This window comes from Streptomyces sp. CB00455 (assembly GCF_001905445.1).
Classification (GTDB): Bacteria; Actinomycetota; Actinomycetes; order Streptomycetales; family Streptomycetaceae; genus Streptomyces.
Genome location: NZ_LIVQ01000001.1, coordinates 1,554,026 through 1,572,513, shown reverse-complemented (window position 1 = coordinate 1,572,513; position 18,488 = coordinate 1,554,026). Strand labels below are relative to the sequence as shown.

At 72.6% G+C, this 18,488-nt stretch carries 19 protein-coding genes and 1 pseudogene; 12 read left to right on the top strand and 8 right to left on the bottom strand.

Features of this window, described 5'->3' with window-relative positions; translation table 11 throughout:
- Positions 1-74 precede the first annotated feature (74 nt).
- Positions 75-725: a thymidine kinase gene (locus tag AMK16_RS06980; protein WP_073909798.1), complete on the top strand. Its 651-nt coding sequence runs from the start codon at positions 75-77 to the stop codon at positions 723-725.
- A 392-nt stretch (positions 726-1,117) separates the two neighbouring features.
- On the opposite strand, the pseudogene AMK16_RS06975 reads toward AMK16_RS06980, so the two are convergent.
- The 3 genes and pseudogenes from AMK16_RS06975 to AMK16_RS06965 form a co-directional block, all read right to left on the bottom strand.
- Positions 1,118-1,956 (bottom strand): annotated as a pseudogene (locus tag AMK16_RS06975) (alpha/beta fold hydrolase).
- Complete coding sequence (locus tag AMK16_RS06970) at positions 1,953-2,546, bottom strand: TetR/AcrR family transcriptional regulator (RefSeq protein WP_073909795.1); 594 nt, start codon at positions 2,544-2,546, stop codon at positions 1,953-1,955. The pseudogene AMK16_RS06975 and the gene AMK16_RS06970 overlap by 4 nt, the downstream one beginning before the upstream one ends.
- 213 nt (positions 2,547-2,759) lie before the next feature.
- Positions 2,760-3,554 (bottom strand): VOC family protein, encoded by a 795-nt coding sequence (locus AMK16_RS06965; protein ID WP_073909793.1) that lies wholly within the window; start codon positions 3,552-3,554, stop codon positions 2,760-2,762.
- A 174-nt stretch (positions 3,555-3,728) separates the two neighbouring features.
- On the opposite strand from AMK16_RS06965, the gene AMK16_RS06960 reads away from it, so the two are divergent.
- Positions 3,729-4,574, top strand: a complete 846-nt coding sequence (locus AMK16_RS06960; RefSeq protein WP_073909791.1) for a sulfurtransferase — start codon at positions 3,729-3,731, stop codon at positions 4,572-4,574.
- Positions 4,575-4,610: 36 nt separating this feature from the next.
- Here the strand turns inward: AMK16_RS06960 and sepH are convergent, their stop codons facing one another.
- Positions 4,611-5,675, bottom strand: coding sequence for a septation protein SepH (gene sepH / locus AMK16_RS06955; RefSeq protein ID WP_073909788.1), 1,065 nt, complete (start codon positions 5,673-5,675; stop codon positions 4,611-4,613).
- Between the two features lie 495 nt (positions 5,676-6,170).
- Between sepH and AMK16_RS06950 the strand changes: the two genes are divergently transcribed.
- On the top strand, positions 6,171-7,031 hold the full coding sequence (locus AMK16_RS06950; RefSeq protein WP_073910702.1) for a hypothetical protein: 861 nt from the start codon (positions 6,171-6,173) through the stop codon (positions 7,029-7,031).
- Positions 7,032-7,093: 62 nt separating this feature from the next.
- Here the strand turns inward: AMK16_RS06950 and AMK16_RS06945 are convergent, their stop codons facing one another.
- Both AMK16_RS06945 and AMK16_RS06940 read right to left on the bottom strand, forming a co-directional pair.
- Positions 7,094-8,422, bottom strand: coding sequence for a D-arabinono-1,4-lactone oxidase (locus tag AMK16_RS06945; protein ID WP_073909785.1), 1,329 nt, complete (start codon positions 8,420-8,422; stop codon positions 7,094-7,096).
- Positions 8,373-9,629 (bottom strand): MFS transporter, encoded by a 1,257-nt coding sequence (locus tag AMK16_RS06940; RefSeq protein ID WP_073909782.1) that lies wholly within the window; start codon positions 9,627-9,629, stop codon positions 8,373-8,375. The genes AMK16_RS06945 and AMK16_RS06940 overlap by 50 nt, the downstream gene beginning before the upstream one ends.
- A 171-nt stretch (positions 9,630-9,800) precedes the next feature.
- Between AMK16_RS06940 and AMK16_RS06935 the strand changes: the two genes are divergently transcribed.
- Both AMK16_RS06935 and AMK16_RS06930 read left to right on the top strand, forming a co-directional pair.
- Entirely contained in the window at positions 9,801-10,958 is a 1,158-nt protein-coding gene (locus AMK16_RS06935) for a ferrochelatase (protein ID WP_073909779.1), read from the top strand.
- Between the two features lie 11 nt (positions 10,959-10,969).
- A complete protein-coding gene (locus AMK16_RS06930; RefSeq protein ID WP_443333533.1) occupies positions 10,970-11,773 on the top strand; it encodes an inositol monophosphatase family protein in 804 nt (267 codons plus the stop codon).
- Positions 11,774-11,904: 131 nt separating this feature from the next.
- Here AMK16_RS06930 and AMK16_RS36570 read toward each other — a convergent pair whose 3' ends face one another.
- Positions 11,905-12,078: a hypothetical protein gene (locus tag AMK16_RS36570; RefSeq protein ID WP_199885354.1), complete on the bottom strand. Its 174-nt coding sequence runs from the start codon at positions 12,076-12,078 to the stop codon at positions 11,905-11,907.
- Positions 12,079-12,323: 245 nt separating this feature from the next.
- Here AMK16_RS36570 and AMK16_RS06925 point away from each other — a divergent pair, with 245 nt between their 5' ends.
- The 4 genes from AMK16_RS06925 to AMK16_RS06910 all read left to right on the top strand — a co-directional run bounded on the left by AMK16_RS06925 (position 12,324) and on the right by AMK16_RS06910 (position 15,852).
- Entirely contained in the window at positions 12,324-12,977 is a 654-nt protein-coding gene (locus AMK16_RS06925; protein ID WP_073909776.1) for a response regulator transcription factor, read from the top strand.
- Complete coding sequence (locus AMK16_RS06920; protein ID WP_073909773.1) at positions 12,977-14,227, top strand: sensor histidine kinase; 1,251 nt, start codon at positions 12,977-12,979, stop codon at positions 14,225-14,227. Before AMK16_RS06925 ends, AMK16_RS06920 begins: the two co-directional genes overlap by 1 nt.
- Positions 14,228-14,610: 383 nt before the next feature.
- Positions 14,611-14,907, top strand: coding sequence for a DUF4193 domain-containing protein (locus tag AMK16_RS06915; RefSeq protein WP_030036261.1), 297 nt, complete (start codon positions 14,611-14,613; stop codon positions 14,905-14,907).
- A 12-nt stretch (positions 14,908-14,919) separates the two neighbouring features.
- Positions 14,920-15,852 (top strand): hypothetical protein, encoded by a 933-nt coding sequence (locus AMK16_RS06910; protein WP_073910697.1) that lies wholly within the window; start codon positions 14,920-14,922, stop codon positions 15,850-15,852.
- Positions 15,853-15,879: 27 nt separating this feature from the next.
- Here AMK16_RS06910 and AMK16_RS06905 read toward each other — a convergent pair whose 3' ends face one another.
- The gene (locus tag AMK16_RS06905) at positions 15,880-16,335 is read right to left on the bottom strand and encodes a DUF3093 domain-containing protein (protein WP_073909770.1); all 456 of its coding nucleotides are present in this window, start codon (positions 16,333-16,335) and stop codon (positions 15,880-15,882) included.
- A 58-nt stretch (positions 16,336-16,393) separates the two neighbouring features.
- On the opposite strand from AMK16_RS06905, the gene AMK16_RS06900 reads away from it, so the two are divergent.
- From AMK16_RS06900 to AMK16_RS06890, 3 genes are read left to right on the top strand one after another with little or no spacing between them, the layout of a single operon-like run.
- Positions 16,394-16,978: a PaaI family thioesterase gene (locus tag AMK16_RS06900; protein ID WP_073909767.1), complete on the top strand. Its 585-nt coding sequence runs from the start codon at positions 16,394-16,396 to the stop codon at positions 16,976-16,978.
- Positions 16,978-17,523 (top strand): dUTP diphosphatase, encoded by a 546-nt coding sequence (gene dut / locus AMK16_RS06895; RefSeq protein WP_073909764.1) that lies wholly within the window; start codon positions 16,978-16,980, stop codon positions 17,521-17,523. Before AMK16_RS06900 ends, dut begins: the two co-directional genes overlap by 1 nt.
- Position 17,524: 1 nt before the next feature.
- A complete protein-coding gene (locus AMK16_RS06890) occupies positions 17,525-18,316 on the top strand; it encodes a DUF3710 domain-containing protein (protein WP_073909761.1) in 792 nt (263 codons plus the stop codon).
- Positions 18,317-18,488 lie beyond the last annotated feature (172 nt).

The window sequence follows — 18,488 nt, the reverse complement described above, 5'->3', positions numbered from 1 at the left end:
GCCCCAGTCCGCACCCCCTTGGTCCCGCGCCCGGCCCACCTGCCGACCACGACCCGAAAGGTCCCGTACTTCCCATGCCCGAGCTGGTGTTCTTCTCCGGAACGATGGACTGCGGAAAGAGCACTCTGGCGCTCCAGATCGCCCACAACCGTGACGCGCGCGGACTGCAGGGCGTGATCTTCACTCGTGATGACCGGGCGGGTGAGGGCAAGCTCTCGTCCCGCCTCGGCCTGGTGACGGAGGCGGTCGAGGCGCCGGAGGACATGGACCTGTACGCCTACCTGGTCGCCCAGCTTTCCAAGGGCGGCAAGGCGGACTACGTGATCGTGGACGAGGCCCAGTTCCTCGCGCCGGAACAGATCGACCAGCTGGCCCGGATCGTGGACGACCTGGACATGGACGTCTTCGCCTTCGGCATCACGACGGACTTCCGCACGAAGCTCTTCCCGGGCTCGCAGCGGCTGATCGAGCTGGCGGACCGGATCGAGCAGCTCCAGGTCGAGGCCCTGTGCTGGTGCGGCGCCCGCGCCACGCACAATGCCCGCACGGTGGGGGGCGAGATGGTCGTGGAAGGCGCCCAGGTGGTGGTCGGCGACGTGAACCGCCCGGCGGGCGAGATCGGCTACGAGGTCCTCTGCCGCCGCCACCACCGCAAGCGCATGACCTCGGCCGCGGCCCACGCGGGCGCCCTCTCCCCGGACGTCCTCCCGGTCAACCACGCCTGAGACCCTACGGTCCGTCCCGGGTCCCGGCGTGGTGAGCGCGGTGTGCTCTTCCCGGCCTCAGCGATAGCGGATCACGCGCACCCCGCACTCCCCGAACGTGTCCAGGCTTCGCAACTCCTCGGCAGAGCCGTCGACGAGGCCCACATGTCCGGCGTGAGTGTGCAGCCCCGTGAGGAGCAGGCCGGTGGATTCGCGGCCGCGTTCGTCCTGGCGGCGTACCCACACCAGCGCCCGTCGCCAGACGGCGTGAGGGTGCGAGGCGGTGAGCCAACGCCAAGGTGCTGGACCGGTGACAGGGGCCGCGAGGATCTCGCCACGTACGGCCAGTTGCGGATGTGACGTGCAGTGACCACCTTCGGGTGGGCGCCGGGCCGGGTGAGGCTGCTTCGGGTTCAGGCTCGGAATGCCTTCCGGAGGAGCTCGCCGAACTCGGCAGGGTGTGTGGTCAGGCCGGTGTTTGTCCGCCTGGGAAGTGCTGGAGTTCGGTGCGGAGACGCTCGGCCAGGAAGGCGGCCGGACGATAGGGCAGCTCGCCGCGTGAGTCCTGGCCGCAAGCGAGCACGAGCCGGTTCGACAGTGCCTCCAGCCCGTTCATGTCCGGGGCGTAGGACATGAAGCTCGGCACGATGCGCCCGACGAAGTAGGGCAGGTTGGTCATCGTCCGCTCAACCCGCGCCGCTGCCTGCGGTGGAAGCTTGATCTCGACCTTCGGATCGGAGGCGTCGCTGTCCTTCTTCAGACCTGCGGCGAACACGGCCATCGCCGGCATGAGCCCCTCCGCGTGGAGCGTCGCCTGTACGCGTGCGAGGAACGCGCGAGGTTCGGGAGCGTCCGGCAGGACCTCCACTACCGGCGGCTCGTGTGCCACGAGGCGCTCGATGCGTCGGGGATGGTCGGTGAGCAGGTGCAGGGCGGCGATCGCGCCCGAGCTGGAGCCGAACACCCGGGCGGGCTCATCGGGCGACAGCAGTTCCAGTATCCGCAGGGCGTCGTCGGCGTGTTCGGCCACGCTCTGCTCGGCTTCGGGGTCGTCCAGCGTGCTGCGGGACATGCCGCGCGGGTCGTAGGTCGCGACGGTGTATTCGGCGGCCAGGTCGTCGGCGATGCCGTCGAAGGAGGCCGCGCCGCCCGTCCCTCCGGGGATCAGCAGCAGGAGCGGGCCCTGGCCGCGCACTTCGTAATGCAAGGTTGCGCCGTCCACGCGCAGGCTGCCGATGGTCGGGTCGGTCATGCGGAGACTCCTTCTTGGGACGGGGGCCAGTGCTCCAGGAGGGTGTGAAGGGCGTCGAGGGCGCGGACCCAGGACTGCTGTGGCGAACGCCGGTGCGCGAACCCGCCCGCAGCCTCCAAGGCCACGAAGCCGTGGAACGTGCTGCGCAGCAACCGGACCGCGTCGGTCAGGTCGGGCTCGGCCAGTCCGTAGCCGCGCAGCATGCCGTAGGTCAGCTCGACGGCGCGCCGCGGTCCGGGCGCCCCTGCGGCCAGTTCCGGGTCGATCGGGAGCGGGGTCTGGGTCGCGGTGTAGCGGCCCGGATGCGTGTGGGCGTACTCCCGCCAGGCGTTGGCGAACGCCACCAGCGCGTCCTTGCCTGCCCGCCCGGCGGTGGCCTCCGCGATGCGGAGGGTCTTCTCGTCCGCCGCCAGCAGCGCGATCCGTCCGCGCAGATCCTGCAGGCTGCGGACATGCGTGTAGAGGCTCGCGTCCTTCACACCGAGTCGCCGCGCCACCTGCGACATGGTCACCTGATCGAGCCCGACCTCGTCCGCCAGCTCGGCGCCCGCGATCGTCACCCGCTCCGCCGTCAGCCCGGCCCGCGCCATGCACCCTCCTCATGATCCTAGGACCCCTAGTTTTAACCTAGGGGTCCTAGGAATCGCAAGCAGGAGGCGTTACCCGTCGCCCCGCGGGCCTGGCCGCGCACGCACAGCCTCGCCGCTGCCGCTGCCGCTGCCGCTGCCGCTGCCGGTCACGGGCCACTGGCAGGCCGTTCCGCTCGCCTGCGCACGCGAGGCCGGCCCCGCTCCCAGGTCGCGCTAGTCCCTGGGGCGGGACCGGACGATCGCGAAGACCGCGCCCTCCGGGTCCGCGACCGTGGCCACCCGGCCGCCGACCCCCTCGTGCGGCGGTTCCACGATCCGGCCGCCCAGGTCCACGACCTTGGCCGCGGCCTCATCGGTGTCCGCCACCTCGAAGTACGTCACCCAGTGCGGCCCGCGGTCGTGCGGCAGCGAGCGGCCGACGCCGTGGACGGCGGCCACCGGGCGGCCCTCCAGTTGCAGGGTCAGGTAGTCGAAGTCGTCGGATGCCGTGGCATGGGTCTCCGCCTCGTGCCCGAAGACGTGCTGGTAGAACTTGCCGACCGCCGAGGTGTCCTGGGTGACCAGCTCGTTCCAGACCGGGGTGCCCGCAGCGCCGTGCAGCCGGGTGCCCATGTGGGTCTGCGCCTGCCACAGGCCGAAGATCGCGCCCAGCGGGTCGGAGCAGATCGCCACCCGCCCCGCGATGCCGGCGTCCAGCGGGCCCACCGCCACCGTGCCGCCGCACGCCCGGATCGCCTCCGCCGTGGCATCGGCGTCATCCGTGGCCAGGTACGTGGTCCAGGCGACCGGAAGATGCCGGTCCGGAGGCATCTCGCCGATGCCGGCCACCTCGCGGCCGTCCAGCAGGGCGCGCACGTACGGGCCGAGCTGCTCGGGGCCCACCGCGTACTCCCAGCCGAACAGGTCCGCGTAGAAGTCCTCGGTGGTCCCGAGGCCGTGCACCATGAGGCTCACCCAGCAGGGAGTGCCGGGCGTGCGTCGCCGTGTCGCTTCCGCTGCCTCGGTCATGTCAGCCGTCTCCTCCGTTGTGCCGCTTACCGGTCCTGATGCTTCCACCCCGGCGGCCTCGGCGCGCCCCGACCGGCCGCACCGCCGGGGCCCGGGAGGAGATGACCGGATCGGTGTGCCCGGTGCAGGACGGCCTTGTCACACGGGCGCCGGGCGGGGTGGAAGATGACTCGCATGACTGCGAAAACTGCGATCGTCTGCGCTGACGAACTGAAGAGCGAGCTGGCTGGTTCCCGGCCTCCCGTACTGCTGGACGTCCGCTGGCAGCTGGGCGGCCCCGACCAGCGCCCGGCGTACGAGGCCGGCCACCTGCCGGGCGCGGTGTACGTCGACCTCGACCGCGAACTGGCAGGTCCGGCCGGGTCGGGCGGCCGCCACCCGCTGCCGGACCCGGAAGCCTTCGGGGCCGTGATGCGGCGGGCCGGTGTCTCGGCGGACGTGCCGGTGGTCGTGTACGACGGCGGTCAGGGCTGGGCGGCCGCCCGGGCGTGGTGGCTGTTGCGCTGGACGGGTCACCCGGACGTGCGGGTGCTGGACGGCGGCCTCACCGGGTGGACGTCAGCCGGAGGTGACGTGACGGCCGACCGGGTGCCTCCGGAGGAGGGCGATTTCAAGCCAACTCCGGGTTGCGTCGAGCTGCTGGACGCGGACGGGGCGGCCGCGCGGGCGCGGGCCGGGATCCTGCTGGACGCGCGGGCCGGGGAGCGCTACCGCGGCGAGGTCGAGCCGATCGACCCGGTCGGCGGCCACATCCCGGGCGCGGTCTCCGCCCCGACGACGGAGAACGTCGGTCCGGACGGCCGCTTCCTGCCGGCCGAAGCCCTGCGGGCACGCTTCGACGCCCTGGGCGCCTCGGACGGCACGCAGGTCGGGGTCTATTGCGGATCGGGGGTCTCCGGCGCGCACGAGGTGCTCGCACTGGAGGTGGCGGGCATCGCGGCGGGGCTGTACGCGGGCAGCTGGTCGCAGTGGTCCGCGGACCCGGACCGCCCGGTGGCCACCGGGCCGCTGCCTCTGTAGCGGGCGGGCGACCGGAAGGGGCCCCGGGCGGTGGGGTTACTCCTGCTTCTTGCGGCGGGTACCGAAGACGATCTCGTCCCAGCTGGGCACTGCCGCACGGCGCCCGGGGCGGACCCCGTCGGCCTCGGCCTGGCGGTCGGTGGTGCCCGTCAGCCGGTCGCGGTGGCCGGCCACCGTACGGGGCATCAGGACGTCGGCGTACGCGGAACCGGCCCCTGCGGAGGCGGCCGGGGCGGGCGGCTCCTCCGCTTCGGGTTCCTCCGTCGGCGGTTCGTTCCGGTCCGGGACCACCAGGTCGCCGCGGAAACTCGGCACCGCCTCCAGCAGGCTGGTCAGCGTGTCCCGCTCCTCCTCCGGATCCGGCGCCGGCCCGGGGGCCGCGAGGCCGGCCGCCCGCTCCAGCTGGCGGTCGAGGGCGCGGTCGAGCGGCCGGTCGCGCGGCAGCCGCGCGATCCTCGGCACGAAGGGGAAGCTCGGCTCCGGCGTGGCGGGCAGGTCGTCCGACTCGCCGATCAGCGCGCGGGCCTCGTCGTCCACGGCGACGACCAGCCGGCGCGGCGGGTCGTAGGTCCAGCTCGCCGCATGCGGTTCGGCCGCGACACGGTAGACGAGCAGGACCTCCCAGGTGCCGTCGTCGCGCCGCCAGGAGTCCCACTGCACCGAATCCTTGTCGGCGCCGCGCAGGGCCAGCCGTTCCTGGACGGCCTCGCCGAGCTGGGGTCCGGTGTTCTCGCCGGGGCGGCGCACGGGGGTCTTGCGGGCCCGTTCGGCCATGAACGCGCGCTCGGCGAGGACGGGGCCCTCGAAGCGGCGCACACGGTCGACGGGGATGCCGGCGAGCTGAGCGACCTCCTCCGCGGAGGCACCGGCCCGTATGCGGGCCTGGATGTCGCGGGGGCGGAGGTGGCTCTCCACCTCGATCTCGATCTGGTTCAGGCGCGCGCGGTCGTTGCGCACGGCAGCCCGCAGCCGTTCGTCGATCGGAAGCGTGTACTCCGTGCTGTCCCCAGCCTTGAGCACCAGTCGTGTGCCGTCATTTGAGACGGCCACGACACGCAGTTCGGGCATGGGGACCTCCCGGGTGGTGCCTGCCGACGTCACGTGCGTCGCTGCTTCCGCTAGTCGAGTGTGGCCTGCCCGGGTGCAGCCTGCCACAACCTTGCCGAGTTAAACCGGCGTGTCGGGCATGCGCCCTTGATCGCCGTCATGGCACGGTTACCTGTTGGGCACGCACAGTGACCGAATGATTACTGTGCGCAGCAGGCGCCCGTGCAATACCGCGGCATCACCGGTCTTCGAGTGCCGTTTTCCATCCGCCGGCCCCCTCTCCCGAGCCCGGACATCCGAAAGGAAGGACGGCCCCAGGGCTCGCCACAGTACTCCATTCGGGCCACCTGGGTGGACCGCCGCGCCGCCGGAGTTCTCCCGGACGGCGGGAGTTGGCATGCCCTCTGCCAGGCCCCACCTGGGCCCGTGTGCGTTTGCGGGTGTCCTGCTTCACAGAATCGCCCGAAATGGAACTTTCCGCTTCGCTCGGGTGTCAGTAACTCCTGGAAGGTTCCGGCGCGGGAGAGGCAGGACACACAGGGGATGGCGATGGGTCAGAAGGCGACGCAGGATGCCGAACCGGAGAAGAAGAAGCTCGACCTGAGCGCGGCCCAGGTGGCCGGCAGCTCGCTGGCGACCGTCGCCGCGGCGCTCCTCGCTTCGCAGTTGGGGGTCTACGGGACCATCCTGGGCGCCGGCGTGGTCAGTGTCGTCGCCACGGCGGGCGGTCCCGTCATCCAGCACGTCTTCCGTCGCACCGGCGACCAGTTGCGCGAGACCACCCGCCTGCGGCCCCGCCGGGCGCTCCTGCCACAGGAGCCACAGCCGGAGCCGGGCGCCGACGGCACCGGCGGGTCGCACGTGCGTCCCCCGCAGGACGCCTCCGACGGGGAGTTCGGCGTGGCCACCCTGCACGGCACCCGCGTACGGGGCTGGAAGCGAACGGCGGTCGCCGCCGGCGCCGCCTTCGCCCTTTCCCTGGGCGCCCTCGGCACCTACGAGGCCATGGCCGGCACCTCGGTCAGCAAGGGCGGCGACACCCTCTTCTCGGCAGGCACCCGCAAGGCCGCGGACCATCGGGAGACCCCGCCGGGCGGGGACGAGGACGCCGGGGGCAAGGGCGGCAGGGACGGCAAGGACGGCAAGGACGGGAGCAGCCCCGGGCCGGGCAGCTCGCCTTCCCCTTCCCCGCCCTCTCCCTCCCCCTCGCCTTCGCCGAGCGGCGGCGGCCGGACCCCGGGCGGCGGCCCGGGCACCGGGCCCTCCGGGACCCCGAGCCCGCCGGTGGGTCCGACGCCGTCCGCGGTGCCCCCGAGCCCGCCGCCCACCCCGAGCGGCGGCCCGTCGCACCCCGCCGCCCCGTCCGCCCCGGCGCCCCGGGGCGACGCCGGGCAGCCGAGCGGTTCCTGAAGGCCCCGGACGGAGTGCGACCGGTCCCGGCCGCTCTCCTGAGGAGCCGTGAGCCGGCGGGCTCAGTCGCCCAGGACCCGCCGCAGGTAGTCGTTGCCGAACACCCGGTCCGGGTCCAGCCGGTCGCGCAGCGCCGTGAACTCGGCGAAGCGCGGGTAGACCCCGGCGAGGTACTTCGCGTCGCGGGTGTGCACCTTGCCCCAGTGCGGACGGCCGCCGTGCGCGGTGAAGATCCGCTCGGCCGCCGTGAAGTAGGCCCGGTACGGGGTGCCCCGGTACATGTGCACCGCGATGTACGCCGTGTCGCGGCCCGACGCGGTCGACAGCGCGATGTCGTCCGCCGGCGCCGTCCGCACCTCCACCGGGAAGCTGATCCGCAGCCCCGACCGGTCGACCACCGCGCGCAGCTCGCGCAGCGCGTCGACCACCTGCTCGCGCGGCAGTGCGTACTCCATCTCCACGAACCGCACCCGGCGCGGACTGGTGAACACCTTGTAGGGGATGTCCGTGTAGGTGCGGGCCGACAGGGCGCGGCTCGCGACGCGGGCGATGGACGGGATGGTGGCCGGGACCGCGCGGCCCAGCGAATTGACCGCCTGGAAGAGGCCGTTGGACAGCAGCTCGTCCTCGATCCAGGCGCTCACCGCTCCGGGCGGGGCGGCGGGGCCCTGGCTGCGGTTGTTCCGCTTGGTGTTGCAGTTGCCGGTGTGCGGGAACCAGTAGAACTCGAAGTGCTCGTTCTCCGCGAAGTGCTGCTCGAACTCGGCCGTCACCCGGTCGAAGCCCATGGGCTCCTCACGGGCCCTCAGGAAGAAGACGGGCTCCACGGCGAAGGTCAGCGCGGTGACGACGCCCAGCGCGCCGATGCCGATCCGGGCCGCCGCGAAGACCTCGGGATTCTCCTTCTCGGAACACGTGAGCAGGCGCCCGTCGGCGGTGACCAGTTCCAGGCCGCGGATCTGGGCGGCGATGGAGGCCGAGTCGCGGCCCGTGCCGTGGGTGCCCGTACTGACGGCGCCGGAGACCGTCTGCTCCATGATGTCGCCCATGTTGGTGAGGGAGAGCCCCTCGCGGGCCAGGGCCACGTTCAGGTCCCTCAGGACCGTGCCCGCCCCCACCGTGACGGTGCCGGCGGTGCGGTCGAGGGACCGGATCCCCGCCAGTGCCTGCGGGCGCAGGAGCACCCCGTCCGTGGCGGCCGCCGCGGTGAAGGAGTGGCCGGTGCCGACCGCCTTCACCCGCAGCCCCTGCTCGGCGGCCCGGCGGACCGCCTCCTGGAGCTCCCCGACCGAGGCCGGGGTCACCGTGCGCACGGGCGTCGCCGTGACGTTGCCCGCCCAGTTACGCCACGCGGTCGCCGCGCCGTTCTTCCCTGCTGTCGCCGTCCCCATCGCTAGCTGGCTCCTCCCCTTGCGCCGGCCTCGTCAGCCGGCGGTATCCCGCGAACGCCACCGCCGCCGCGGCCGTCCCCGCCGAGATGGAGACGACGTACCCGCGCTGCGCGCCGGCCGCGTCGATGACCAGGCCGGTCACCGAGGAGCCGATCGCGACGCCGACCGCGAGGCCGGTACTGATCCAGGTCATGCCCTCGGTCAGCTTCGCGCGTGGTACGTGCGCCTCGATCAGGGCCATCGTGGTGATCATCGTGGGAGCGATGGCGAGGCCCGAGACGAAGAGCGCCACGGCCAGAAACGGAAGGTTCCCGGCCAGTAGGAGGGGGATCATACTCACGGCCATCGCACATACGCCCAGTACCCACCTGCGTTCCGTCCGGCCCTTGAGATGGAGCAGGCCGAAGACGATTCCGGCGATGCAGGACCCCAGGGCCCAGACGGCCAGGATGAGGCTGGCGGAGGACTTCTGGCCCCGCTCCTCGGCGAAGGCCAGGGTGGCGACGTCGATGGAGCCGAAGATGGCGCCCGTCGCCACGAAGGTCGCCGTCAGGACCTGGAGGCCGGGGGAGCGCAGCGCCGTCGTGCGGTCCGTGTGCTCGCCGCGCGGGTGCGGGGCGGGCTCGGTGGCGCGCTGCGCGGTCAGCAGCCAGACGCCGACCAGCAGGCACACGGCGGCGATCAGCGGGCCGGCCTCGGGGAACCAGGTGGTGGACAGGCCGATGGCGATGATCGGGCCGAAGATGAAGCAGACCTCGTCCACCACGGACTCGAAGGAGTACGCGGTGTGCAGTTCGCGCGCGGAGTCGCGGTAGATGACGGTCCACCGGGCGCGGACCATCGAGCCGACGCTCGGTACGCAGCCGGCGATCCCCGCGAACACGAAGAGGGTCCAGTCGGGCCAGCCGTTCGCGGCGGCGACCAGCAGGCCGGCCACCGACGCCACGGAGACGAGGGTCGCGGGGCGCAGGATCCGCCGCTGGCCGTACTGGTCCACCAGGCGCGACACCTGGGGGCCGATGAACGCGGCGGCGAGGGCGAGGGTGCCGGTCAGCGCGCTCGCGAGGGCGTAGCGGCCGGTGATCTCGGAGATCATCGTGAGGATGCCGACGCCGACCATGGAGATGGGCAGGCGGCCGACGAGACCGGCCGCGCTGAACCCCTTGGTACCGGGGGCCGCGAAGATGGCGCGGTAGGGACTGGGCAAGGGGCCCTCCGTTGGGGGACGTCTTCGGCCCCTACAGGTTATGACTGCCGCTGAGGCGCCCGCACGGGGAAATTCCGGACATGGGAGTTAGGCTCACCTTACCTGGGACGCGGGGCAGGTCCCGGCCGGGCCGGTTCCCGCTCGCGGAGCCCGGGTGGCAGGATTCGACGCATGTCAGACGAGCTCCTCCCGCCCGCCGGCGGGCCCGCCGCCCCGTACGACGCCCTGCTGCTGCTGTCCTTCGGCGGCCCCGAAGGACCCGACGACGTCGTGCCGTTCCTGGAGAACGTCACCCGTGGCCGCGGTATCCCGCGCGAGCGGCTCAAGGAGGTCGGAGCGCACTACTTCGGCTTCGGCGGCGTCAGCCCGATCAACGCGCAGAACCGCGAGCTGCTGGACGCGCTGCGCAAGGACTTCGCCGAGCACGGGCTGGACCTGCCGCTCTACTGGGGCAACCGCAACTGGGCCCCGTACCTGACCGACGTGCTGCGCGAGATGGCCGCCGACGGCCGCCGCCGCATCGCCGTCCTCGCGACCAGCGCGTACGCCTCGTACTCGGGCTGCCGGCAGTACCGGGAGAACCTCGCCGACGCGCTGGCCGCGCTCGCCGAGGAGGGCGTCGCCGAGCTGCCGAAGGTCGACAAGCTGCGGCACTACTTCAACCACCCCGGCTTCGTGCGGCCGATGGTCGACGGCGTGCTCGCCTCGCTGGAATCACTGCCGCAGGAGGTCCGGGGCGGAGCGCACCTGGTCTTCACCACGCACTCCATCCCGACCGCCGCGGCCGACACCTCGGGGCCGGTCGCGGAGCACACCGCGGACGGCGAGGGCGGCGCGTACGTCAAGCAGCACCTGGACGTGGCGAAGGTGGTCGCGGACGCGGTGCGGGCCCGGACGGGCACCGAACTGCCCTGGGAGCTCGTCTACCAGTCGCGCAGCGGCGCCCCGCACATCCCCTGGCTGGAGCCGGACGTCTGCGACCACCTGGAGGCCCTGCACGGGGCCGGCGCGCCCGCGGCGGTGATGGTGCCCATCGGCTTCGTCTCGGACCACATGGAGGTCCTCTACGACCTCGACACGGAGGCGACGGCGAAGGCGGCGGAGCTGGGACTGCCGATCGCCCGGTCGGCGACGGTCGGGGCGGACCCGCGCTTCGCCGCGGCGGTCCGCGAGCTCGTGCTGGAGCGGGCCGCCGCCGAGCGCGGCGAGCCCGTCGAGCGGTGCGCGCTGGGGCTGCTGGGCCCCAGCCACGACCTGTGCGCCGTGGGCTGCTGCCCGGCGCGCGCGCCCCGGCCGGCGGCCGCGGGCGCGGACAGTCCGTACGCGTAGGGAGAGGGACCGTGATCTCTGAAGAGCTGAAGGCCGAACTGCTGGACGTGGGTCTGGAAGCCGCCCGGCAGGCCGGGGCTCTGCTGCGCGACGGCAGGCCCGCCGACCTGGCGGTGGCGGCCACGAAGAGCAGCGCCGTCGACGTCGTGACGGAGATGGACATCGCCGCGGAGAAGCTGATCACCGGCATCCTCGCCGAACGGCGACCCGACGACGGGCTGCTGGGGGAGGAGGGCGCCGCCGTCCCCGGGACGAGCGGGGTGCGGTGGGTCGTGGACCCGCTGGACGGCACCGTCAACTACCTGTACGGCCTGCCGAGCTGGGGCGTCTCCATCGCGGCGGAGTACGGGGGCGAGACCGTGGTGGGCGTGGTCGGGGCGCCGATGCGCGGGGAGACCTACCACGCGGTCCTCGGCGGCGGGGCGTGGTCGGGCACGGCCCGTCTCGCCTGCCGGCCTGCGGCGCCGCTGGAACAGGCGCTGGTCGGGACGGGCTTCGCGTACGTCCAGACCCGGCGGGCCCGCCAGGCCGAGGTCGTGGCGCGGATCATCCCGCTGGTGCGCGACATCCGGCGGGGCGGCTCGGCGGCGCTGGACCTGTGCGACGTGGCCGCCGGACGGCTGGACGGGTACTACGAGCGCGGGCTGAACCCCTGGGACCTGGCGGCGGGCGACCTGATCGCCCGGGAGGCCGGCGCGCTGACCGGCGGACGGCCGGGGGAGGCCGCCTCGGGCGAGCTCGCCCTGGCGGCCACCCCGGCGGTCTTCGCCTCCCTGCAGCCGCTGCTGGAGCGGGCGGGGGCCTGGCACGACTGACGGCGGGCCCGGCCGGGCGGCGGGCGCCGCGGCCCGCGGCAGCCGCCCCGCGACATGACGGAACCCCGGCCGCCCGAGGAGCGGCCGGGGTTCGGTGTGCAAGGTCAGGAGCCCGGGGCGGGGCGCGGACGTCAGCAGGCGCTGACGGACACGGGTACCCCGTATTCGGCGGCGAGGCGGTGGAGGTCCTCCAGCTCCGCCTGTTCCACTTCCGCGAGGAAGTCGTCGCCCGACTCGCGGGCGTGCATGAGGTCGGACTGCGTGGCCGTGATGCGCTGCAGGAGACCCGCGGTGAATGCGTCCATGGTGGGTTCGCCCCCTCTTCGTGGGTCGGCGGCGGCACGTGGCGATCCGCCGTCAGGGAGTGGCTGGGGTGTGCAGACGTCATCCCCTGCGCCCCCGGCCCAGAAACCTCGTGAGGCGAGGTAATCCCCACCGCCACCGCTTCCGCCCCGGTGAGCAGCGCCTTACAGCCGGTTTACGGCCGAAACGTGCAGGATGGGCGACGCAACACACGTGTGCCCTTCTGGGCTCGGAGGAAGGAAACGACGTGCGCGTACTCGTCGTCGAGGACGAGCAGCTGCTCGCCGATGCGGTGGCCACCGGACTGCGCCGGGAGGCCATGGCCGTGGACGTCGTGTACGACGGCTCCGCCGCCCTGGAACGTGTCGGGGTCAACGACTACGACGTGGTCGTGCTCGACCGGGACCTCCCGCTCGTGCACGGGGACGACGTCTGCCGGAAGATCGTCGAGCTCGGGATGCCCACCCGCGTGCTGATGCTGACCGCCTCCGGTGACGTCAGCGACCGCGTGGAGGGGCTGGAGCTCGGGGCGGACGACTACCTGCCCAAGCCCTTCGCCTTCACCGAGCTGACCGCGCGCGTGCGGGCGCTCGGGCGGCGCACCACCGTCGCGCTGCCGCCCGTGCTGGAGCGGGCCGGCATCAAGCTGGACCCCAACCGGCGCGAGGTGTTCCGCGAGGGCAGGGAGGTGCAGCTGGCGCCCAAGGAGTTCGCGGTGCTGGAGGTCCTGATGCGCAGCGAGGGGACCGTCGTCTCCGCGGAACAGCTGCTCGAAAAAGCCTGGGACGAGAACACCGATCCCTTCACCAACGTCGTACGGGTGACCGTGATGACCCTGCGCCGCAAGCTGGGTGAACCGCCGGTCATCGTGACCGTGCCCGGTTCCGGGTACCGGATCTGATGGGCGCGGCCGCCACCCCGGCGCCACCGGCGGCGCCACCGAAACCGACCTGGGACCCCGGCCAGCCCGAGGGTCCCTTCCCTTGGCTGCGCCCGACGATCCGGATACGTCTCACGCTGCTGTACGGCGGGATGTTCCTGATCGCGGGCATCCTGCTGCTGTCGATCATCTACCTGCTGGCGGCGCAGGCGCTGCGCGAGGGCAATTCCCTCCAGTACGAGATCGTCGCCGGACAGGGCATCAAGGTCACCAGTCCTTCGTGCCCGGGCGTGTTCCCGACCGGCGAGCTCGAGCGGTTCAACGCGGCGATGAACCAGTGCGCGCTCGACCAGCGCAAGCACGCGCTGGACGACCTGCTGAGCCGGTCGCTGATGGCCCTGCTGGGTCTGAGCATCATCGCCTTCGCCTTCGGCTACGCGATGGCCGGCCGGGTGCTCTCGCCGCTCGGCAAGATCACCCGGACCGCCCGGCGGGTGGTCGGCTCCGACCTGACCCGGCGGATCGAGCTGGACGGGCCGGACGACGAGCTCAAGGAGCTCGCCGACACCTTCGACGAGATGCTCGACCGGCTGGAGCGGGCCTTCACCGCGCAGCAGCGGTTCGTCGCGAACGCCTCGCACGAGCTGCGGACCCCGCTGGCGATCAACCGGACCCTGCTGGAGGTCCACCTCTCCGACCCCGGGGCCCCGGTCGAGCTCCAGCAGCTCGGCAAGACCCTGCTCGCCACCAACGAGCGCAGCGAGCAGCTCGTCGAGGGCCTGCTGCTGCTCGCCCGCAGCGAGAACCAGATCGTCGACCGCAAGCCCGTCGACCTGGCGGAGGTCGCCTCGCGCGCCCTGGACCAGGCGCGCGGGGAGGCCGAGGCGAAGGGCGTGGAGATCCGCGGCGAGCGGGCGCCGGCCGTCGTCCAGGGCAACGGCGTGCTGCTGGAGCGGATCGCCCTCAACCTGGTGCAGAACTCCGTCCGGTACAACGTCCCGGAGGGCGGCTGGGTCGAGGTCACCACGGAAGCCCAGCCGGGCCAGGCGGTCCTCGTCGTGTCGAACACGGGTCCCGTCGTTCCCGCGTACGAGGTGGACAACCTCTTCGAGCCCTTCAGGCGGCTGCGTACGGAGCGTACGGGCAGCGACAAGGGTGTCGGCCTCGGCCTCTCCATCGCGCGCTCCGTGGCCCGCGCACACGGCGGACGGATCCATGCCATCCCCCGGGAAGGCGGTGGCCTCGTGATGCGTGTCACGCTTCCCCTGTGAGACCCTCGCCCTGTGTTCGCTTTTGGCTGAATGCCTGTCCTGTGAAAACGATCAGTTCTGTGTGATCGATCACATTGCCCGGTGTCGGCCCATGTGCGTTCAGTGACCCCGTGACAGCCGGAACGCCCGGGAAGTCCGGGTTTCCGGCCCCCCTGATGGCGGGAAATACACGGGGTGGCGTTTGTGCAAGACGGCCCCCGGACCGTGTACGGTCCCGGTCGTCATCCCAGCCACTCACCGCTTCCGGAGTGCGGCTGGGTGTCGATTGAGTAACAGACCTTGATGTGAGGCAAAATCTCCGCCTCAGGTCGGGCACAAGTCCGGCCTCTCGCGCGTTACGTGCGCTGAGACACCGCTAACACCCAGAGGGGGAGAGCGAACTAATGGCAACGGACTACGACACCCCACGCAAGACCGATGACGACGTCGACAACGACAGCATTGAAGAGCTGAAGGCCCGACGTAACGAGAAGTCGTCCTCGTCCGTCGACATGGACGAGTTCGACTCGGCCGAGAGCCTGGAGCTTCCCGGCGCGGACCTCTCCAACGAGGAGCTGGCCGTCCGGGTCCTGCCCAAGCAGGCCGACGAGTTCACCTGCATGAGCTGCTTCCTGGTGCACCACCGCAGCCAGCTGGCGCGTGAGAAGAACGGTCAGCCGATCTGTCGCGACTGCGACTGAGAGGCGTTGGCCGTGGCTGGCTCCACACCCTTCCGGAAGCGTCGCTTGCGGAAATCCGGTGATCCGGCGGAGACGCAGGTGGGGAACACGGACCCGGCAACGGGTACCGGGGCCCCCGGCGGCTCCGCCCTTGAGGCGACAGCCGAACCCGCCGACACCGCCCCGGCGGTGCCGTCGGAGCCCGAGACCGACGAGGCAGCCCGGCACAGGTCCGGGGCTCGTCGGCTGCGATCCGTCAGGAACGGTGTACGCAGGGGCGGCGAAAGTGTCAGGGGCGCCGTCCTGTACATCACCGACCGGATCATCGAGAACGCTCCCCGCGTCCCGGTTCGGGACCTCGCGACCCTGCGCGCGCAGTTCCCGGGCCTCGGCCCCGATCAGCTGGCCGACAAGCTCATCTCCGGCGCCGCGAACGGCACCTCCGCCGTCGGAGCCGGGATCGGAGCGGCGGCCATGCTGCCCGTCCCGCCCGCCATGCCGGCCGAACTGGCCGCCGAGATCACCGGCGTCGCCGCCATCGAGATCAAGCTCATCGCCGAGCTCCACGAGGTCTACGGCCAGCGCCCGCCCGGTTCCCTGAAGGCCCGCAGCGTCGCCTACCTCACCTCCTGGACCGAGGAGCGCGGCGTCGACCTGACCAAGCCGACCACGCTCAACGCGGCGCTCGGCGGCCAGATGAAGCGCGAACTGCGCCAGCAGATCATGAAGCGGATGTTCCGCAACCTGCCGAACCTCATGCCCTTCATGGTGGGAGCCGCCGTCGGAGCGGTCATGAACCGCCGTGACACGCGCAAAGTCGCCGAGAAGGTCCGTGGGGACCTGCGGAGCCGGGCCGTGCCCTGGGACGCGCTTCCCCCGCTCCCGCCCCTGGAGCAGCCCCTCCAGCCCCTTCCCGAGGCCACCAGGGCCGCACTCGAAGCCGGTCAGCCGCAGGACCGGGACTGAAAAGCCCGCGCGGCCAGCCCCGCGCGGTCAGCCCCGCGCCGCCCGGATCGCCGCGGCCAGCGCCTGCGGCTCCCGCGTGGAGACGTACACGTACGGGGTCGGATCGGCCGGGTCGGTGACCTCCACGCGCACCGCCGTCGGCACGTAGCTGCGCAGCAGCATGAAGGCGCGGGTGTCGGCCTTGTAGGTGCGCCAGGCGCGCGACTCCTCGGCATCCAGCACTTCGGGCTCGCCCAGCGCCGTCACCGGGATCCGGGCGTCCCCGGCGGCCAGCGCCCCGTTGATCACGCGCACGCGCGCGGACCCGTACGAGCTCACCGCCAGACCGGCCAGCGCGGTGCCCCCGACCAGCCCGGCCAGCAGCGGCAGCGTGCCCAGCGGCAGCAGCATCAGCGCGCACGCGATCCCGATGAGTACGGCGATGACCCACCAGGCGCGGGGGGCGGTCAGACGTTCGTCGTGGTGCGCGGGGGAGAGCTGCATGCCGTCAAGCCTGCCACGGGGCGACCGCCGGGTAGCCGCGCGGGTAAGGTCTGCGGCTGTGAGTGGACCAAACACAGCGTTGACGCCCCCGGCCGATGCCACCGCGCCGGTCCGGCACCCCGATGCCCCGGCACCCGGCGAGCTCCTCGGCGCGCACTACGGGCACTGTTTCGGCTGCGGCGAGGGCCAGCCCCACGGGCTCCACCTGGAGGCACGGGCGGGCGAGGGTGTGAGCGTCACCGCGGAGTTCACCGTCAAGCCCGCGCACCAGGGCGCCCCCGGCCTCGCCCACGGCGGCGTACTGGCCACCGCGCTCGACGAGACGCTGGGCTCGCTGAACTGGCTGCTGCGCGTCATAGCCGTGACGGGACGGCTGGAGACCGACTTCGTGCGGCCCGTGCCGGTGGGCACCGTCCTGCACCTGGAGGCCGAGGTCACCGCCGTCGCCGGACGGAAGATCTACTCCACCGCCATCGGCCGGACGGGCGGTCCGCAGGGCCCCGTCGCCGTGCGCGCGGACGCCCTCTTCATCGAGGTGAAGGTCGACCACTTCATCGACAACGGACGGCCCGAGGAGATCCGGGCGGCGATGGCCGACCCGGACCAGGCCAGGCGCGCACGCGCCTTCGAGGTGAACCCCTGATGTCCCAGAACACCCACGACTCCCGCCACCCGGTCGACGTGCTGATCCGCCGCGTCGACCCCGAGGTGCCCCTGCCCGCCTACGGCCACCCCGGTGACGCCGGCATGGACCTGGTGACCACACGGGCCGCCGAGCTGGAGCCCGGTGAGCGGGCCGTGCTGCCCACCGGGGTGTCCATCGCCCTGCCCGACGGGTACGCCGCATTCGTGCACCCCCGCTCGGGACTGGCCGCCCGCTGCGGCCTCGCGCTCGTGAATGCCCCGGGGACGGTGGATGCCGGGTACCGTGGGGAGATCAAGGTGATCGTGGTCAATCTCGACCCGCGCGAGAGCGTCCGGTTCGAGCGTTTCGACCGCATTGCCCAGCTGGTTGTCCAGCGGGTCGAGAAGGTGCGCTTCCACGAGGTGGCACAGCTTCCCGGCTCGGCCCGGGCCGAGGGGGGCTTCGGCTCCACCGGCGGTCATGCGGCCGTGGCCGGATCCGGAGCTGGTCAGCAGGGTGGGAATGGCTACGCTTCGGTCGTAACCGACCGGGAAGGACAGTGACGTGTTCGGACGTCGCAAGAAGAACGACTCCGCCAAGGGCGGCGGCGCGGCCGAGCAGGTCGACGACCGCGTGTCCGGCCTGGACGCCGACGAGCAGGACGGCGCCGAGAACACCGGCGCGGCCGCCCCGCGCCGCGTGAACCTGCCGCCGGCCCCCCGGCCCGACGGCCCCTGGGACATCTCCGAAGTACCCGGCAACCCGGCCGACGGCCGGGTCGACCTGGGCGGCATCCTCGTACCCGGTGTCGAGGGCATGGAGCTGCGCGTCGAGGTCGCCGGTGACGCGATCGTCGCCGCCACCGTCGTCCTGGGCGACAGCGCCGTACAGCTCCAGGCCTTCGCCGCTCCGCGCAAGGAAGGCATCTGGGGCGAGGTCCGCGAGGAGATCGCCTCGGGCATCACCCAGCAGGGCGGCATCATCGACGAGGTCGAGGGACCGCTGGGCTGGGAGCTGCGCGCCCAGGTCCCCGTAGCGCTCCCGGACGGGCAGACCGGCGCACAGCTGGTCCGCTTCGTGGGTGTCGACGGCCCGCGCTGGTTCCTGCGCGGCGTCATCTCCGGCCAGGGCGCCGTGCGCCCCGAGTCGGCGGGCGTCCTGGAGCAGATCTTCCGCGACACCGTCGTGCTGCGCGGCGACGGCCCGATGGCCCCCCGCGACCCGATCGTCCTGAAGCTGCCCAACGACGCCCAGATGGTGCCGGACGGGGTGCAGACGGAGGACCAGGAAGGCTCCCGCTTCGGCGGCGGCATGGGCCAGCTGGAGCGCGGGCCGGAGATCACCGAGGTCCGCTGACCGCCGGCTCCGGCCCCACCCCCGCGCGGGGGAAGACGCGTGTTCACGGCCGGTGGGCCCCACCTCTTCGGGGGCGGGGCCCACCGGCTTTCCCGCGAGCGACACCCGGCACCCGGCGACCGCGTCAGGGATCCGTCAGGGATGGGCACCGGGACCCCCATCGGTGCGTGCG